Source organism: Enterococcus avium (assembly GCF_002891025.1).
GTDB classification, from domain to species: Bacteria; Bacillota; Bacilli; order Lactobacillales; family Enterococcaceae; genus Enterococcus_A; species Enterococcus_A avium.
Genome location: NZ_NBSL01000002.1, coordinates 2855764 through 2871180 on the forward strand (window position 1 = coordinate 2855764; position 15417 = coordinate 2871180).

A 15417-nucleotide genomic window follows, 5' to 3' on the forward strand; every position below is an offset into this window, starting at 1 on the left:
GCTTCCCCAAACTATGCGAAGAAAATTTCGGCAGCCTGTTAGTGTTTATCATGTGCAGAATGAAAAGGAGAAGGATATGATGGAATTACCTACAGAAAAATATTTTGGTGAGTTAGAACAAGTTCATGCGTTTTACGGTGAAATGCCCACAGGTGTAAGTGTCAGTGAGACAGGCAGAATTTTTATTAATTTCCCTGAATGGGGCGATGATGTTCAAGCCACAGTTGTTGAGATCGTTGATGGAGAATTGGTGCCTTATCCAAGCAAAGAAGCCAACACCTTTGATCCAGCGAATCCAGAAAAAGGCTTTTTAAGTGTCCAAAGCATCGTTGCTGACGGAGAAGGAACCTTATGGATTTTAGATACAGCTGCGCCAAATTTTGATGTTCCGGTCGAAGGAGCTGCTAAATTAGTAGCGGTAGAACTTACGACAAACACGATTCGTCGTGTATACACCTTTTGCAAAGAAGTGGTATTGGATTCGACCTATTTAAATGATGTCCGTATCGATCTTCGTCGCGGTAAAGAAGGCGTCGCTTATATTACCGATTCATCGATTACCGGACCGGGCGCAATTATTGTGGTTGAGTTGGATACAGGAAATGCCTTCCGAATTTTAGATGGAACGCCATCGACAGCGGTAGATCCAGATTTTCTACCGAAAGTTGAAGGGGAAATCTTAATGAATCGTGACGAAAATGGTGAGACTTCTCCTTGGCAGGTAGCCGCGGATGGAATCGCCTTATCACCAGATGGCAAGTTGCTTTATTATAGTCCCTTATCAAGTCGTCATCTTTATTCCATTGAGACAGATTTCATTTTTGATGAAAAAATCGAAGACGATGCGCTAGAAGCACACGTCAAGGACTGGGGAGAAAAGGGAGCCTCTGATGGCATGATTACTGCAATTGACGGGACCATCTATGCTGGTGACTACGAAAATAATGGGATTCGCGCGATTTATACGGATGGTACAATGGAAACCATCGCTCACGATCCGCGAATTTTATGGCCGGACACTTTATCGATTGGTCCGGATGAATACTTGTACTTCAATAGTAATCAGCTACAACGTCAAGCGGGCTTCCATTATGGCAAAGACCTGCGGGAAAAACCATATAGCTTATTCCGGATCTTCATTGGCAAAAAGCCGGCTAAATCTAAGTAGGGAGAGAAACACATGAACAAAAGAGCAGAAATTTTAAATGCACACAAACACCGTTTTGCTACCAAAGCATTCGATAAAAGTAAGAAAATTAGCAACGAGGACTGGGAAACGATCATTGAAACTGGTCGTTTATCACCAAGCTCCTTCGGTTATGAACCCTGGAAGTTTCTTTTAATCGAAAGCCAGCAAGTCAAGGACGAGCTGCAAGAGATCGCTTGGGGCGCTCGCAATAGTTTGAACGGCGCCAGTCACTTTTTAATCGTCTTAGCTAGAAAAAATCTGACTGGAAATAGTGAGCATGTCAAACATATGGTTGAGGATGTTTTTGGCGTTCCTTATTCAGAAGAATCTCCGCAAACGATTTTCTTCAATAATTTCCAAAAAAATGACTTTGATCTGTCCTCAGAGCGAGAACTATTCGACTGGGCGTCAAAACAAACCTATATTGCTTTAGCCAATATGATGACAACTGCCGCGTATCTGGATATCGACAGCTGCCCGATCGAAGGCTTCAATAAAGATGCGGTGGATCAGTATTTAGTTGAAAAAAGCTATGTTGATCCAGAAGAATTTGGTGTTTCTTATATGGCTGGTTTTGGTTACAGAGACCAAGAGATTCCAGAGAAAAAGCGCCAAAAATTAAGTGATGTTTACCAAGTGATTCAATAATCATAAATCATAGGAGGCCGATAATAATGTCTGAAAAAGAAATGATGCACGCTATAGGTTTTTTTGAGGGACTGCCAATTGATGATCCTAACAGCTTTATTGATACGAAGGAAGAAATTCCTAAAGCTGTCGGAAGAGATTTGTTAGTCAAGGTTCAAGCTGTCTCGGTCAATCCAGTGGATACGAAGCTGCGTCAAACGGCACGAACAAGTAATGCACTTCGGGTACTTGGTTTTGATGCTGTTGGTGAAGTGGCGGCTGTCGGGAATGAAGTAGATAACTTTAAGGTAGGAGATCATGTTTTTTACGCGGGAACAACGACACGCCATGGGAGCAATCAAGAATACCAGATTGTCGATGAACGAATAGTGGCGTTAGCTCCTGAAAAACTAACGAAGGAAGAGGCAGCGTCATTGCCTTTAACTTCTTTGACAGCGTATGAATTACTATTCGACAAATTTAATATCGTGCCTCAAAAGGATTCAGCAAAAGGAAAGTCGATCCTAGTGATCAATGGTGCCGGCGGAGTTGGTTCTATTTTGAATCAATTAGCAAAATGGGCTGGCCTAGAAGTATTCGCTACTTCAAATCCTAAGAATTTTGACTGGCTGAAAAAAGTCGGTGTCGATCATCCGTTAGATTACCATCAGGATCTTAAAGCGCAGCTTAGAGAAATCGGAACGGACTCATTTGATTATATTGCCGTTTTATTTGATATCACGAAGTATCTAGATATCATCAAATCCATGATCAATCCTTTTGGTCATGTAGGAACAATTGTTGGAATCAAGGAACCGTTAGAGCTTGCCGAGTGGAAAAATAAATCGGTATCCTTCGATTGGGAGTATATGTTCGCGAAGACCGACTTTGGCTATGACCTTGAATCACAAGGCAATGCCTTAAAAACGATCGTTGAACTAGCTGATGCAGGGATTATTATTCCTACTGTCAGCAAAATCTATGATACAGGAATCAATGCAGAGAATTTAAAACAGGCTACCAAGGATGTGGAGTCCGGTCACATGCTAGGAAAAGTCGTTATTAGTGGTCCCTTTTAAAGAAATGTAATAAAAAAACAGGTTCTGAAGGGATTTCAGGACCTGTTTTATTCGTTTTAGCTTACTTTTTTCCTACGATAGTAGATAGCAAAAGCGAATGCTGCTAAGACCAAACCGATTTCATACTAATTCGGTGGGGTTTCTCCGATATTTGGTTAAGTTTTGGTGCGTGGATGAAAATTTTATTTATTTATTTTCTTTTTATGTCTCTTGTCCTCGTAAAAACAAAGAAAAGGTGGTATAACTAATGCGGTTAATGAGAGAGAACGATTTTCATATTTTTAGCGAGGGAGCTGTTCAATAATTTTGTTGTAGGTATGTTCTTTATCAGCTGCGAGATAATGATGACACAACAAAAAAACAGCCCATAAAAGGCTAGGCTGCTCTAGAGAATTTGAGAAAAATCGTTGGACCGGAATGGCGCTGCCGTTTATTCGTGAATAGGAGCTAATCCGAAAGTCCAAAGACTTTTGATCAGCTCCTGACTGATTATTTTCTTTTAGCTCGGAGATATTCTTCAAAGCGTTTCATACCAAGACAGCTGATAAGAATAAAGGGGAAAAATTGAATTGGAAATAAGAAAAGCAATAACGCGGCACATACATAGGGCTGGCGGAGAATAATAGTGGTACTAGCTGCCACAGCTACACCCACGATTAAGCCTGGTGTATAAGGAATCAATCGGACTACAGCAAAGCCGATTGCAGTGCTAGAAAAGATTGCCGGAAAAATCTTACCACCTCGCCAACCAAAGGAAAAGCAAAGATTCGTCAAAAAAGCCTTTCCGATCCCCAATAACAATAGATTGATGAAGGAGAGCTGAAGTGCCTGTTTGGAAAGGGGCAATAGCTGCTGTTCACCAGAAAATAGAAAATACGGCGACCACAAAGCAAATATCCCGATACAGAGTCCGGCAATCAACGCAGAAATAACTAGATTATCAATTTTTGCAGCCAGACGGTCAGTCAGCTTCTCAAGTTCCAAAAAGAGAACACCGAATAAACCACCGATCAACCAACTAACAGGGGAGAAGACTATTGCCTGCCATTTCCAAGAAATATTTTTGGGGAAATGCAGTGAAAAAATACTTTCTTCTGGAAATAATCGTTTAATAAGAAGGAATCCTAAAAGTCCGAAGCCTGTACTAAGTGCATAGAGGATCGTTTTTTTCACTTTATCATTACCTGTTGGCGGATTATTTTGCTCAAATACTTCACTGACACCAGCCAACGGTGCGCGAAAAATAGCGGCTAACATTGTTCCAATACCTAATTCTAATAGTTCTTCTTTGCGTTGTAGAGTTAGCTTTAGTCGGTCACCCATCCAAGTGATCAAGCCCCCCATAATTCCAGCAAGTGCGGCTTCGGGTCCTAGGCTGGCACCAAACATCAAGACGATGATTGCTGACAAGAAATTTTTGCCTATTTGCTTTTTGTAGGTTACCCGCTTCTTTTGTTTGAATTCACTTAATGTTTCATGCATAGTTGTCGGGTATCGTCCAATTTTAGTTTGAATAAGACCAACCAAGCAGCCGCCAATTAATCCAACAAGTATCGGATAAAAGGGGATCGATAAGGTTTCTGGAATAGTTGTCCACACAACGTCTATCATAAGGTTTGTGAATGACAAAAAAACAGCGGACATGATTCCCACCAACAAGCCTAAAACACAGCTATATCCGACAAATAATGTAGAAAAGCGCATATGACACCTTCTTTCTTGAAAAGTGGTTTTAAGATCTGAACGGGTTCCTGAATTGATCCTGGCCTTCTATAGTCACAGCGCGAGTATCACTCTAAAAAATCCTGTTGTTTTCTTATTAACAATCCTAACATAAGTGAAGCCTATAGCCAGTTAATCAAGCAAAAAATCCGCAGTCAAAGAGACTGCGGGTTAAAAATAGAGAAGACTAGTCTCTGCTCATTGAATTTTTCAAAAATTCTTCATCATTAGGGTCACCAGAACCGCGTTGGTTTTTATCGATCGCTGCGATGAGGCTCATTTCTTCATCTGTTAATGTGAAGTCAAAGACATTGATATTTTGCGCAATCCGTTCTGCGTGAACCGATTTTGGAATCACAATGATTTCTCGTTGCAAGTGCCAGCGCAAAATGACTTGAGCAACTGATTTATTGTGAGCTTCAGCGATTTTCATTAACGTTGGATCGTCTAAAACATTACTCTTGCCTTGACCAAGCGGGCCCCAAGCTTCGTGAGCGATATCCAAGCTTCTCAAATACTTATTCAATTCCTTTTGCTGGAAGTAGGGATGAGTTTCGATTTGGTCAACAGCGGGTTTTACTTTTGCCGTCGTTAATAATTTTTCCAAATGCGGTTTTTCAAAATTAGAAACCCCGATGGATTTGATCAGGCCATCGTTGTATAAATCTTCCATTGCTCGCCATTTTTCGTTGTAGCCGTCACTTGGCCAGTGGATCAAGTAAAGATCCAAATAATCTGTTTGCAATTTCTTCAAAGATTCGTGGAAAGCTGCGATTGTTTCATCGTAAGTCCTATTGCTGTTCCAAACTTTTGAAGTGATGTACAGGTCTTCACGCTTTACATCACTCTCAGCCAGTGCTTCACCGAGCCATGCTTCATTGTGATAGATCGCTGCCGTATCAAAGTGACGATAGCCTTCTTTTAATGCAGCGGCTACTGAACGTTTCAAATCATCTGCATCTTGAACTTTAAAAACACCTAGACCTAATTGAGGGATCGTCTGACCATTGTTTAGCTTTAACTGTTCCATTAAGAAAACCTCCTAAATATAGTCGTTCTATGTACAAGTATACCTCTGTGTTGACGATATCGTAACAAATTTGTTTGGTGAAAACGAATGGGTTGTATCTGTATTTGTTTTTGTATTTAATTAACGCTCTATAGTCAACTCTAAATAACATTCCACACTTCAGTCGGGATTTTCAGATGACCTTTAATTATTCAGACCAATCCTACAAGACTTATAAGATAGTTCATATTGGATCTGTATTGATTGTAAAATAAATACTAAAACCTCAAAACAGGAGCAAATCTGAAAAATTAGATTTGCTCCTGTTTCTAATAGTATATTTATCTCCAGCCTAAATCAGGGGCGATATCTTTTACAATCGTTTCAAGTAAGTGCATATTGTAATCTACTCCCAAGGTGTTTGGGATCGTAACTAACACCGTATCCGCTTCTTTGATCGCTTCGTCCTCAGCTAATTCCTTAACGATCTTATCTGGTTCACCCGCAAAGGTTTTCCCAAAGATTGTAGGATTTTGATGATAAGCCAAAAAACCAACTTGATCATATTTTGCATCGTCGCCTTGATGACCGAATAGCTGACGATCCATATCTGTAGTAATCGGTTGGATTGAACGGGTGACTAATGTTCGTGGCTCGAAGTCGTGACCAGCTGTTTTCCAAGCTTCCTTGTATGCCCGCAGCTGTTTAGCTTGTTGGATATGGAAGGGTTCGTTGGTTTCGTAGTTTACCAACGTTGACGATTGCAGGTTCATTCCATGCTGCGCTGCCCAAACGGCAGTCTGAGTCGAACCAGCACCCCACCAAATTCGATGGCGTAAGCCTTCTGAATAAGGCTCCAAGCGTAATTTTCCAGGTGCTTGCGGGAACATTGGCTGCGGATTTTGTTCAGCGAAACGTCCGCCTTCGATTAATTTTAAAAATTCCAGTGTCCGTTCACGAGTAATGTCCTTAATCTCTTCTTCGCTGTAGTCATAGCCGAAATATTTCCAACCATCAAGAACCTGCTCAGGTGAGCCACGACCCACGCCTAATTGCACTCTTCCTTGAGTGATAATATCTGTAAGCCCAGCATTTTCTGCCATCATATAAGGATTTTCATAACGCATATCAATCAAACCAGTGCCAATCTCAATTTTGCTGGTTTTCGCACCGATCGCTGATAATAATGGGAAAGGGGAACCAATTTGATCCGCAAAATGATGGACGCGGTAATACGCACCATCGATTCCGATCTTTTCCGCTTCCACCGCTAGATCAATCGATTGCAGATAAGAATCCTGCGCTGTTTTAACAAGTGAACCTTGGTCCATCCAATGACCAAAACTCAAAAAGCCGATTTTTTTCATGAAGATGACCTCCTTTGTACTCTTTAAATTCACTTACTTTTAATAAGTTAAACCGATTCTACTACGATCGACTTTAAAAAGCGAGGATTTGTTCTTAAAGTAAAAGCCAGTAATTTAGAGATTTAGTATTTAAATAAGAAATAAGCCGTTCGATGCCATGAATCATGGTCTCTGAACAGCTTATTACGCTTTAATTATCATTCACAATCTTCTGAATTACCTCCGCCAAATGCCGAATCACATTCGGTGCACTAGTGCGGAAGTCATCGATAAACGATCCCGACAGACTATCAACGGTACCGACTTGTTTGTTCATAATATCAAAAATGGCTAGTGTTTGATCTTCGGGCTGCCATTTTACTTTCCAGTAAGGGCCTTCTAGATCGCCATCTAGGATTTGCTGGCTATTATCGAGTACGGCTTGTCGGATGACTTCTTCTTCGGTGATTTTATCGCCTTTTTCTTTGAAGTAATTTAGTTTTTGTTCGACTTCATGCATATTTTCGGGAACTAATGAGTACATGACTGGGACTCCTTTTCTCGCTTATTTGCGAGGCTTTACTTACTTTTGTTATATACAACTTCGGCTAAATCTGCAAAGAAAAACCCTTATACCGCGATTTTGGTATAAGGGTTTGGATCGTCTATTCGCGCCAATATTCTGGCCGCATAAATTCATCGCAACAGCGCACGGTTCCAGCGGAGTCTTCAATCGGAAAATCAGCCTTCAACGCTTGAACCATCCATGCCTCTTCTTTGCCTTTTTCTACAGGATAAGGCGCTTGGAAATCGAGTGGCAACGCGGGCTTGAAGCCATGCTTTGGATAGTACTTGATATGTCCTAAGACAAAGACTAACTCAACGTGCTTTTGCTGTAGCAGGCGCAGTCCTTCTTTGATCAATTGTCCGCCGATTCCTTGCTTTTGATAATCGGGCATAACGGCTAAAGGCCCCAAGATCATAACCGAAAGCTGTTCGTGATTCGTGAGTGTTGCCTTCGTAAACAGGATATGCCCAACAGGCGTATCCTCATCAAATGCTAAAAGGGACAAAAGCGGCTGAGCGGTTGGGTCGGCCAATAGCTTCTCAGTCAACTCGGCCTCGTCTACTTCTCCGAATGCGTGTTTTTCGACGTGATAAATCGTTTCGTTGTCTACTTTAGTTGTTTCTCGAATCGTTAGTTTCATTGTTTTGCTCTCCTCATATAAATGAAATTTTCATCTGATTTAAGAGCAAATCACCGATAATAAACACAAGTTAGTCAAACAAGAACCTCCTTTGTTTTGATAGCTTCATTATAAAAGAGACCGATTACAACTACAAGTGACGGTAAAAGCTTCTGCTTGGTTGCATAGGAAATATTTAAAAATAGCTTGACTCTTCCTTTGGGTAAGCCTTCATAATGGAGTAAGTCAGGAAAGGAGATGAACGATGAATAATTTAGTCAAGATCAGAGAGGTATCCAGTAAATACAATATTACTGCGCGTGCGCTGCGCTATTATGAGGATATGGGAATACTGAATAGTACTCGCAGCGAGGGGTCCACGTATCGGATGTACGACGAAGAAGCCGTTCGACGGATCGAACAGATTCTTATTTTACGCAAGTTGAACATCAGCATAAAGGACATCCAACGGATTTTCAAAGCTTCCGGCTCGGATGTTGTGCTGGAGGTTTTAGGTAGAAAGGTCAACGCGATTGACGATGAGGTCTCTTTGCTGAATGAACTGAAAGGTATTGTGCTTGATTTTATCGAGGAAATAGAAAAAATGAATTTTTCGGATAATGCCGATATCAAGCAGCTCTACAACAAGGCCAAGGACATCGAGACACAGATTGTCAATGTAGACTATATTGGCAAACCAGCAAATATCAATCGTTTGATCGAGATCACGGATAAATTAGATAAGAAGGTTCCCGATGTGATGGTGATCAGAATTCCATCCTTTAGGGCAGTCACCTCTGGCGAACGCACCTTTGAAGAGATCTTCAAAAAAGGCGGCTATATGTTTCAGCTGTGGCAGCATTTCCCGCTGTATCGTCCAGTTATTTTTGACTGTTTGGACTTTATGCTGGTAAATGAAGACAAAGCCACTATGATATGCGCGGTTAAAGAAGGCGTCAGTGAAGCCGATGTGAGCCCGCTTGAGCTGATTGATTTTCCAGGTGGTCTGTATGCGATGGCCGTCAGTATTGACGAAGACGACGAGAGCATCCAGAAAGTCCAAGACAAAATTTTTCAGTGGGTAGAAGGAACAAACTTTGAAGTGGATAAATCCCGCAACTTTATGTTCAATATGCCTTATTTGGACGAAGAAAATGCGTACCAAAAGGACATCGAGAAAGGTCTGGGCTATCGCCAAATGCAACGCTATGTTCCGATAAAATTGAAGGATGGGCTGTAGAATCATCCTGTAGTGGATCATCCGGTCCAAATCAATAAAGCTGAGATTAATCAGGGACACGTTGAATGCAAGCATAGCTAAAAAGCTGCTAAATAGACAATTCATGAGTGCTTCTTTGAGTAAAGTAGGTAAAAAAGTCATCAAAAATACCGTCGCTTTCTAACATATTTTCACACCCCCTGAGACCGTGATCGCAGGGGGATTGTTTTACTTCCTACGCATGAATGACAGGATTTCGTTGTGAAGGGTTATTCTCGTGGTGTGCTCTCTGGTGCTTCTTTGTTCCGAGTTCGATTTCTGATTTTTTGAATCCAACGAAACAGACCTTTGCCTTCCTTGGTGCTCTGTACTTCAGTGTCGGGAATTTGCTCTATATTTGACTCTGCTTCACCGCCAATAATTTGCTTGTCTTTGATTGTCGGAAGGGCCTCATGGTTGATCGTGATAGAGTTCGAGGTATCTACCGTTTCAATGTGTTCATGCTGACGTTCACGTGCTTGGCTTAAGACAGGGATGCTAGGTCTAGGTCGCAACAACTTGGTTAGCAGGGTTTCTTTTACTTTGTCAGATTCATCAGTGACTTCAAAAGAGCAAACCTTTTTACGGGTGGCGTCCTTCATTTTTTCTGCTTCAATTTGTGTTTCTTCGGGATCATGCTCCAAATCAAAAATCATGGTTTCAATCGTGGTGACGAACTTCGCCGATAAGACGGAATCAAATAGTTTTACGCCATCTTTTTCAAAAAGGTCGAGTGTCGTTAATAGTTCGCAAGCTTCTTTGATTTCTTCTGCTGGCAAGCTGGTGTCCACACCTTTGTAGCGCCAGTTGTGCTTGTCACCGTTATTCTTCGTAAATAATGCAACTAAATCTGTCGTTTCGGTTCTCATCGAATCTTCCTTTCTTGTTTTATGCGTAGGGTGTTTTATCTCAGGTCTCCGTCGTTTCTTCTGGACGGACAGCTGAAATAAGTGAACGGACAACAGAGAATACTTTTTTGCCAAAGTTTCTTAAGGGAAAGACTCTTAAGGTCAGTCGTTTCCACTCAGATTCCATGAAGTAATCTTTGAAATAATAGAAGAAGCGTTTCATTGTGCGTGTGGCTTTGGTATTCATAAACAGGTAGCGGACAAGATCCTCCAGAATGTGGGCGAACTCTTGCGCACCAAGCTTGAAGCGTACGCGTAAGGCTAAGATATACTTGATGGTTAAACTACTATTTTGTGTTTCTTGGTAATACTCCATGATGCGTTTTTCTAGTGTTTCTGGTTTTAGTGAAAATGTTTGATTGTATGTCAAAAGCTGTTCATTCATTAGGGTTTCCTCCTCATGGGTGTGTTATATGATCGTTCAGTGTTTTTCTATTTGAGAAAAGGAAGCAGCGTCCTGCATAGCCTTATTATTTTTGTTAACTACACGATACGAGATTTAGCAAAAAGATGCGAATCGCAAAATAACCGTTACCCCCCTCAATTTGACACGTTTTAGGGTGTAAAGGGGCTTTTTTACCCTGAAAATGGTTATTTTAGGGGGGGGAAGTGTCAAATTGCGATTTGAAATGATTTTCAATTTAGAGTACAATTAAAGTTTTTGTTCAATTAGAATGTTTAGGTCTTAGAAACATTGAAAGACTGTTTGAATCACTTGAAGTTGAGGGGCTAATTCTAAGTTGTCGCTTGATATGATTGATCGAAAAGGAGTATGAGTATAGTCTAGGGTTAAGGTAAAAGGTATTTCTATTCATTCGATTAAAACCGCATGAGTCTTTCCTTTGACAGTAATCGCTATCTATGGTAATTTTTTAACTATTCTAAATGGTCTAAAAATTTTTGGAGGTATAGTCATGACATTCAGCAAACAGTTCGCAACTGAATCTTGCTGTTGTTGTATGGTGCTAAAAAGCAGCATACCGTTTTGTCATGTCTATTAACTGCCCAATTTTCGATTATTTTGGCTACCTGTATACTTGTTGAACGAGGATTTACAGGAGCAATATAGCGGAAGCTCAAGGTGCTGATTAGTAGTCGGCGCCTTTTTTTGTTACCTAAAATTGAACGACAAACATGCGAATAAAATAAATACGAGGAGATCAATGATGATTATTAATTCTATCCAAGCGGCAATCGGACATACTCCGCTGCTGCGATTCACTCACCATCAATTTGAAGAAATTCCCGAAGGTTCAGCGATTTATGCGAAGCTGGAATATTTGAATCCAGGAGGAAGCATTAAAGATCGGCTGGGTGTCTATCTAATTGAGGAGGGCCTCGAACAGGGCAGGATCAAAGAAGGGACGACTATTATTGAACCGACCGCTGGTAATACCGGGATTGGTGTAGCTCTTGCGGCATTGGAGACGGGCTTGCCGACAATTTTTGTAGTTCCGGAAAAGTTCAGTTTGGAGAAGCAGGCGTTGATGCGAGCTTTAGGGGCGGATATTGTCCATACGCCGACTGCGGAAGGAATCAGCGGTGCGATTAAAGAAGCGAAAAGACTTCATGAGGAACTTGCTGACAGTTATCTGCCCTTGCAGTTTGAAAATCCTGCCAATCCAGAGGCGTATTATCGCTCGTTGGCACCGGAATTAGTTGAGGATATTGGAGAAGAGATCACCAGCTTTGTAGCAGGAATCGGTAGTGGCGGGACCTTTAGCGGGGTAGCTCGGTATCTATTAGAAAGAAATTCTGAGATTCGCTTGATTGGTGTAGAACCTGAAGGCTCGATCCTGAACGGTGGGGAAAGTCATGGCCATGAGATTGAAGGGATCGGTGTTGAATTTATTCCGGCATTTTTAGACGAGTTACCGATCAGCGGCTTTGCTACGATTAGTGATGACGAAGGCTTTGCGATGACCCGAAAGCTAGCGAAGGAGCATGGAATTTTGATTGGCAGTTCATCGGGAGCCGCGATGGTAGGGGCCTTGGTGGAGGTTGCTAGCTTGCCTGCGGGAAGTCAGGTGGTGACGATTTTTCCTGATGCGGGGGATCGCTATCTGTCGAAGGAGATTTATTTGAAGGAAGTTTATTAAGGATTATCCAGTAGTCTAATTTGCCAAGTCATGGCTATTATGAGTTGGCAAAAAATGCGTGAGAGCAACAGCGAGGAAACTTGCTGCTGGCGCAGGAGTATTACATGACAGAAAGGAAAAGCAAAAGGGCTTTGGAGGTGTGACTGATAGAGCCTAAAAAGTGAGTGATAGAAATAAAAATAGAGAGAGGTTAACAACATGGGATTGGAGTTTATGCCGATCTTTGAGGAGTGGGCAGTGGTCTACGACGATGAGGTGAATGGCGGAAATCCTGAATATCAGGAAGTTTTCGCTAATTACTGGCAGATACTGGATGAAATCAATGCTGCTTCGGGGGAGGTAGTATTAGAGTTCGGTAGTGGAACAGGCAATTTAACCGAAAAACTAGTCGTTGCTGGCAAGACCGTTTATCCAGTCGAGCCATCACCGGAAATGCGAAATATCGCAGCGGAAAAACCAGCGTTACACGAGACCACCTTTTTCGCTGGCGATATGGAAAAATTCCCTGTACCCAATGAACCAATAGATACGATCGCTTCAAATCTGGTCTTTCACCATTTGACCACAGAGGAAAAGGCGCGAGCGATCCAACGCTACAGTCAGCTATTAACTACTGGCGGAAAGATCGTTTTTGGAGATACGATGTTCCTATCGCAGAAGACGTATACGGAAATCTTGGCAGTAGAAAAAGCAGCAGGACGAGCCAACTTAGCAGCTGATCTCGAACGGGAATACTATTCCTTAATGAGTGAGCTGGAAGAACTATTCCGCATGAATGGCTTCCAAACAAGGTATAAACAAATGAATCGCTTTGTTTGGTTAGTTATCGCAGAAAAAATAATGGAGGCAGAATAAATGAAAATGAATGTTGAGAGCTTCAATTTGGATCACACAAAGGTAAAGGCGCCCTATATTCGGGTGGCAGATAAGAAGACCGGAGCGAATGGTGATTTGATCGTCAAATACGATGTCCGCCTAAAACAGCCAAATCAAGCCTATATGGATATGGCGGCGCTACATTCGTTAGAGCATTTAACGGCAGAGCTAATTCGTAACCACGCAGATTATATTGTGGATTGGTCGCCTATGGGTTGCCAAACAGGTTTTTATTTAACTGTTTTGAATCACGACAATATCGATGAAATCATGGACGTAGTAGCGTTGACAATGCAAGACGTGTTAACGGCTACCGAAGTTCCCGCAAGCAATCCAGTGCAATGCGGCTGGGCAGCGAACCATACGTTGGAAGGTGCACAGGACTTAGCGAAAGAATTTTTAAGTAAGCGTGATGAATGGTCTGTCATTTTTATGAATGAATAAGTGTTTTTAATTGGAGACTGACTCATGAATGAGTTGGTCTTTTTTTTGATGTATCATAGCTATTTGTGTTTTCCGTTAGCTGTTCTTTGGATAATAATCGTTATTTTTAAAAGTTTGAGAGGCTAGTAATTCTTTTTTTAAACAAAATTTTTCATTTTTATTAAAAATTTGGGATTTTGTGTATTTACTGACTTAAAGTCTTATAAATAGCCGTTTTCTATAAAAAAGCTCGTGATATAGCGCGTTGCTGGCGTTAATGTTTACGGCTAGAATAATAACGGATGTGATTAAATCGATTTTTTGAAACGAATATTTATCAAATAATAAGATCAAATTATGAGCAGAAGATTATCAAGCTACAGGAATGAATAACTATTGAAGTAAATCCTATCTAGAGGGAGCCTGACAGGATGGTCTAGCAGAACAGCCTTTCCATTTTAGGTAAAAATAGGAAAAAGAGCGTGAAATCAACGGAAATTCGTGATTCACGCTTCTTCTGATCATCTTTCTGGATAAATATTGGCTTCAATTTCATCACGCTGTTTCGCTAAAAATGGTGGTAAAGCTAGACTTTCTCCTAATTTTTCCAGTGGCTCATCGAGTGTAAAACCAGGGGTCAAAGTCGCAAACTCTATACGATTTCCGCCAGGCTCACGAATGTAAAGGCTTTTAAAGTAACCACGGGAAACTAGCTTTTCGATCTGCCAGCCTTGTTTTTCTGCTCGTTGATACAACTCATTTAAGGCTGTATCATCAACAACCGCAAAAGCGATATGATCTGCACTGCCTCGTCCCATGTGACTAGGCTTGTTAGCTTCAGTAGGCAAGATTTCGAGAAAATCCGTCGCGTTCAATTGAATTCGCTGATTAACTGTTGCCCACCCAAGAAACGTCTCGAAAAAAGCACTCGTCGCTTGAGGATCACTAACATGGAGCTGACTAGAATGCAATCCTATGATTTGTTTATCTGCTGGAACGTCATTGTTGACTTGATGGTCCATCGCCAATGGTGGTAAATCCGTCTCAGTTAAGATGATTTCTACCTGATCGGGGTCAAAAAAGTGAATTTGGCGATCATTTACAGAATAGTCGATAGAATATTTGTTCAACCGTTCTTGCCAATAAGCCATGCTAGTTTGCGGAAGCTTCAGACCTATTGTGGAAATGAAGTTTTGATTTTCGTAGCGATGTCCTAGGCTAGGGACAATAAAAAAGGTTACGACACTGCCGGGTGCTCCTTGATAATCACCGTAGTAGTAATGAAGCATCCGATGATTATCTTGATTGACTGTATTTTTAACAAAGCGCATCCCTAGAATTTCTGTGTAAAAATGGACATTTTCACGACTGTCTTTGGTTAATAATGAAATATGATGAAATGCTGGCATAAAATTCCCTTCTTTTTTACTTACTTTTGATAAGTTTAAAAGAAAGGTGAAAATTGAGCAAGTCAAGCGGCTCGCTAGAGTAATTAGTGATAGATAAAATTAATAGCAGCCGTCATTTTCAGTAAACGTTTTCTTTTTTTCGTAGGAAGTATTTGTTGTTCTCGTGTTTTATTAGTTATTCTTAGAGTTCCTTTTTGATTCTTATATCCCTTAAAAGGGTGTTTTCTTATTTTGTTAATAACAAGAAGTAAGTTCAAATTTACACCTAAAGTTGCTCCGTAATTT

15 protein-coding genes are annotated in these 15417 nt (G+C 41.1%); 7 read left to right on the top strand and 8 right to left on the bottom strand.

Annotation, left to right across the window (positions count from 1 at the left end; genetic code table 11):
• The first annotated feature begins 79 nt into the window (after positions 1–79).
• The 3 genes from AUF14_RS14300 to AUF14_RS14310 are packed head-to-tail and all read left to right on the top strand — an operon-like array spanning position 80 to position 2895.
• Positions 80–1168: an L-dopachrome tautomerase-related protein gene (locus AUF14_RS14300; protein WP_049221277.1), complete on the top strand. Its 1089-nt coding sequence runs from the start codon at positions 80–82 to the stop codon at positions 1166–1168.
• Between the two features lie 12 nt (positions 1169–1180).
• A complete protein-coding gene (locus tag AUF14_RS14305; RefSeq protein ID WP_049221275.1) occupies positions 1181–1837 on the top strand; it encodes an NAD(P)H-dependent oxidoreductase in 657 nt (218 codons plus the stop codon).
• Between the two features lie 26 nt (positions 1838–1863).
• A complete protein-coding gene (locus AUF14_RS14310; RefSeq protein ID WP_049221271.1) occupies positions 1864–2895 on the top strand; it encodes a zinc-binding alcohol dehydrogenase family protein in 1032 nt (343 codons plus the stop codon).
• A 489-nt stretch (positions 2896–3384) separates the two neighbouring features.
• Here the strand turns inward: AUF14_RS14310 and AUF14_RS14315 are convergent, their stop codons facing one another.
• The 5 genes from AUF14_RS14315 to AUF14_RS14335 all read right to left on the bottom strand — a co-directional run bounded on the left by AUF14_RS14315 (position 3385) and on the right by AUF14_RS14335 (position 8180).
• A complete protein-coding gene (locus AUF14_RS14315) occupies positions 3385–4599 on the bottom strand; it encodes a chloride channel protein (protein WP_049221268.1) in 1215 nt (404 codons plus the stop codon).
• A 205-nt stretch (positions 4600–4804) separates the two neighbouring features.
• Positions 4805–5647: an aldo/keto reductase gene (locus AUF14_RS14320; RefSeq protein WP_048718143.1), complete on the bottom strand. Its 843-nt coding sequence runs from the start codon at positions 5645–5647 to the stop codon at positions 4805–4807.
• Positions 5648–5967: 320 nt separating this feature from the next.
• Entirely contained in the window at positions 5968–6993 is a 1026-nt protein-coding gene (locus AUF14_RS14325) for an LLM class flavin-dependent oxidoreductase (protein WP_102866101.1), read from the bottom strand.
• A 190-nt stretch (positions 6994–7183) separates the two neighbouring features.
• Complete coding sequence (locus AUF14_RS14330; protein WP_049221262.1) at positions 7184–7516, bottom strand: hypothetical protein; 333 nt, start codon at positions 7514–7516, stop codon at positions 7184–7186.
• Between the two features lie 121 nt (positions 7517–7637).
• Positions 7638–8180 (bottom strand): GNAT family N-acetyltransferase, encoded by a 543-nt coding sequence (locus AUF14_RS14335; protein WP_049221259.1) that lies wholly within the window; start codon positions 8178–8180, stop codon positions 7638–7640.
• 244 nt (positions 8181–8424) lie between these two features.
• Between AUF14_RS14335 and AUF14_RS14340 the strand changes: the two genes are divergently transcribed.
• Positions 8425–9399, top strand: a complete 975-nt coding sequence (locus AUF14_RS14340) for a MerR family transcriptional regulator (RefSeq protein WP_049221256.1) — start codon at positions 8425–8427, stop codon at positions 9397–9399.
• Positions 9400–9647: 248 nt separating this feature from the next.
• Here AUF14_RS14340 and AUF14_RS14345 read toward each other — a convergent pair whose 3' ends face one another.
• Together AUF14_RS14345 and AUF14_RS14350 are read right to left on the bottom strand one after the other, a co-directional pair.
• The gene (locus AUF14_RS14345) at positions 9648–10286 is read right to left on the bottom strand and encodes a DUF2922 family protein (RefSeq protein WP_102866102.1); all 639 of its coding nucleotides are present in this window, start codon (positions 10284–10286) and stop codon (positions 9648–9650) included.
• Between the two features lie 40 nt (positions 10287–10326).
• Positions 10327–10710 (bottom strand): hypothetical protein, encoded by a 384-nt coding sequence (locus tag AUF14_RS14350; RefSeq protein WP_049221914.1) that lies wholly within the window; start codon positions 10708–10710, stop codon positions 10327–10329.
• A 781-nt stretch (positions 10711–11491) separates the two neighbouring features.
• On the opposite strand from AUF14_RS14350, the gene AUF14_RS14355 reads away from it, so the two are divergent.
• The 3 genes from AUF14_RS14355 to AUF14_RS14365 all read left to right on the top strand — a co-directional run bounded on the left by AUF14_RS14355 (position 11492) and on the right by AUF14_RS14365 (position 13744).
• A complete protein-coding gene (locus AUF14_RS14355) occupies positions 11492–12424 on the top strand; it encodes a PLP-dependent cysteine synthase family protein (RefSeq protein ID WP_049221912.1) in 933 nt (310 codons plus the stop codon).
• A 198-nt stretch (positions 12425–12622) separates the two neighbouring features.
• A complete protein-coding gene (locus AUF14_RS14360) occupies positions 12623–13279 on the top strand; it encodes a class I SAM-dependent DNA methyltransferase (protein ID WP_049221910.1) in 657 nt (218 codons plus the stop codon).
• Entirely contained in the window at positions 13280–13744 is a 465-nt protein-coding gene (locus AUF14_RS14365; protein ID WP_049221908.1) for an S-ribosylhomocysteine lyase, read from the top strand. It begins immediately after the preceding gene.
• A gap of 500 nt (positions 13745–14244) precedes the next feature.
• Here the strand turns inward: AUF14_RS14365 and AUF14_RS14370 are convergent, their stop codons facing one another.
• Positions 14245–15132, bottom strand: a complete 888-nt coding sequence (locus tag AUF14_RS14370) for a VOC family protein (RefSeq protein WP_049221906.1) — start codon at positions 15130–15132, stop codon at positions 14245–14247.
• Positions 15133–15417: the final 285 nt, after the last annotated feature.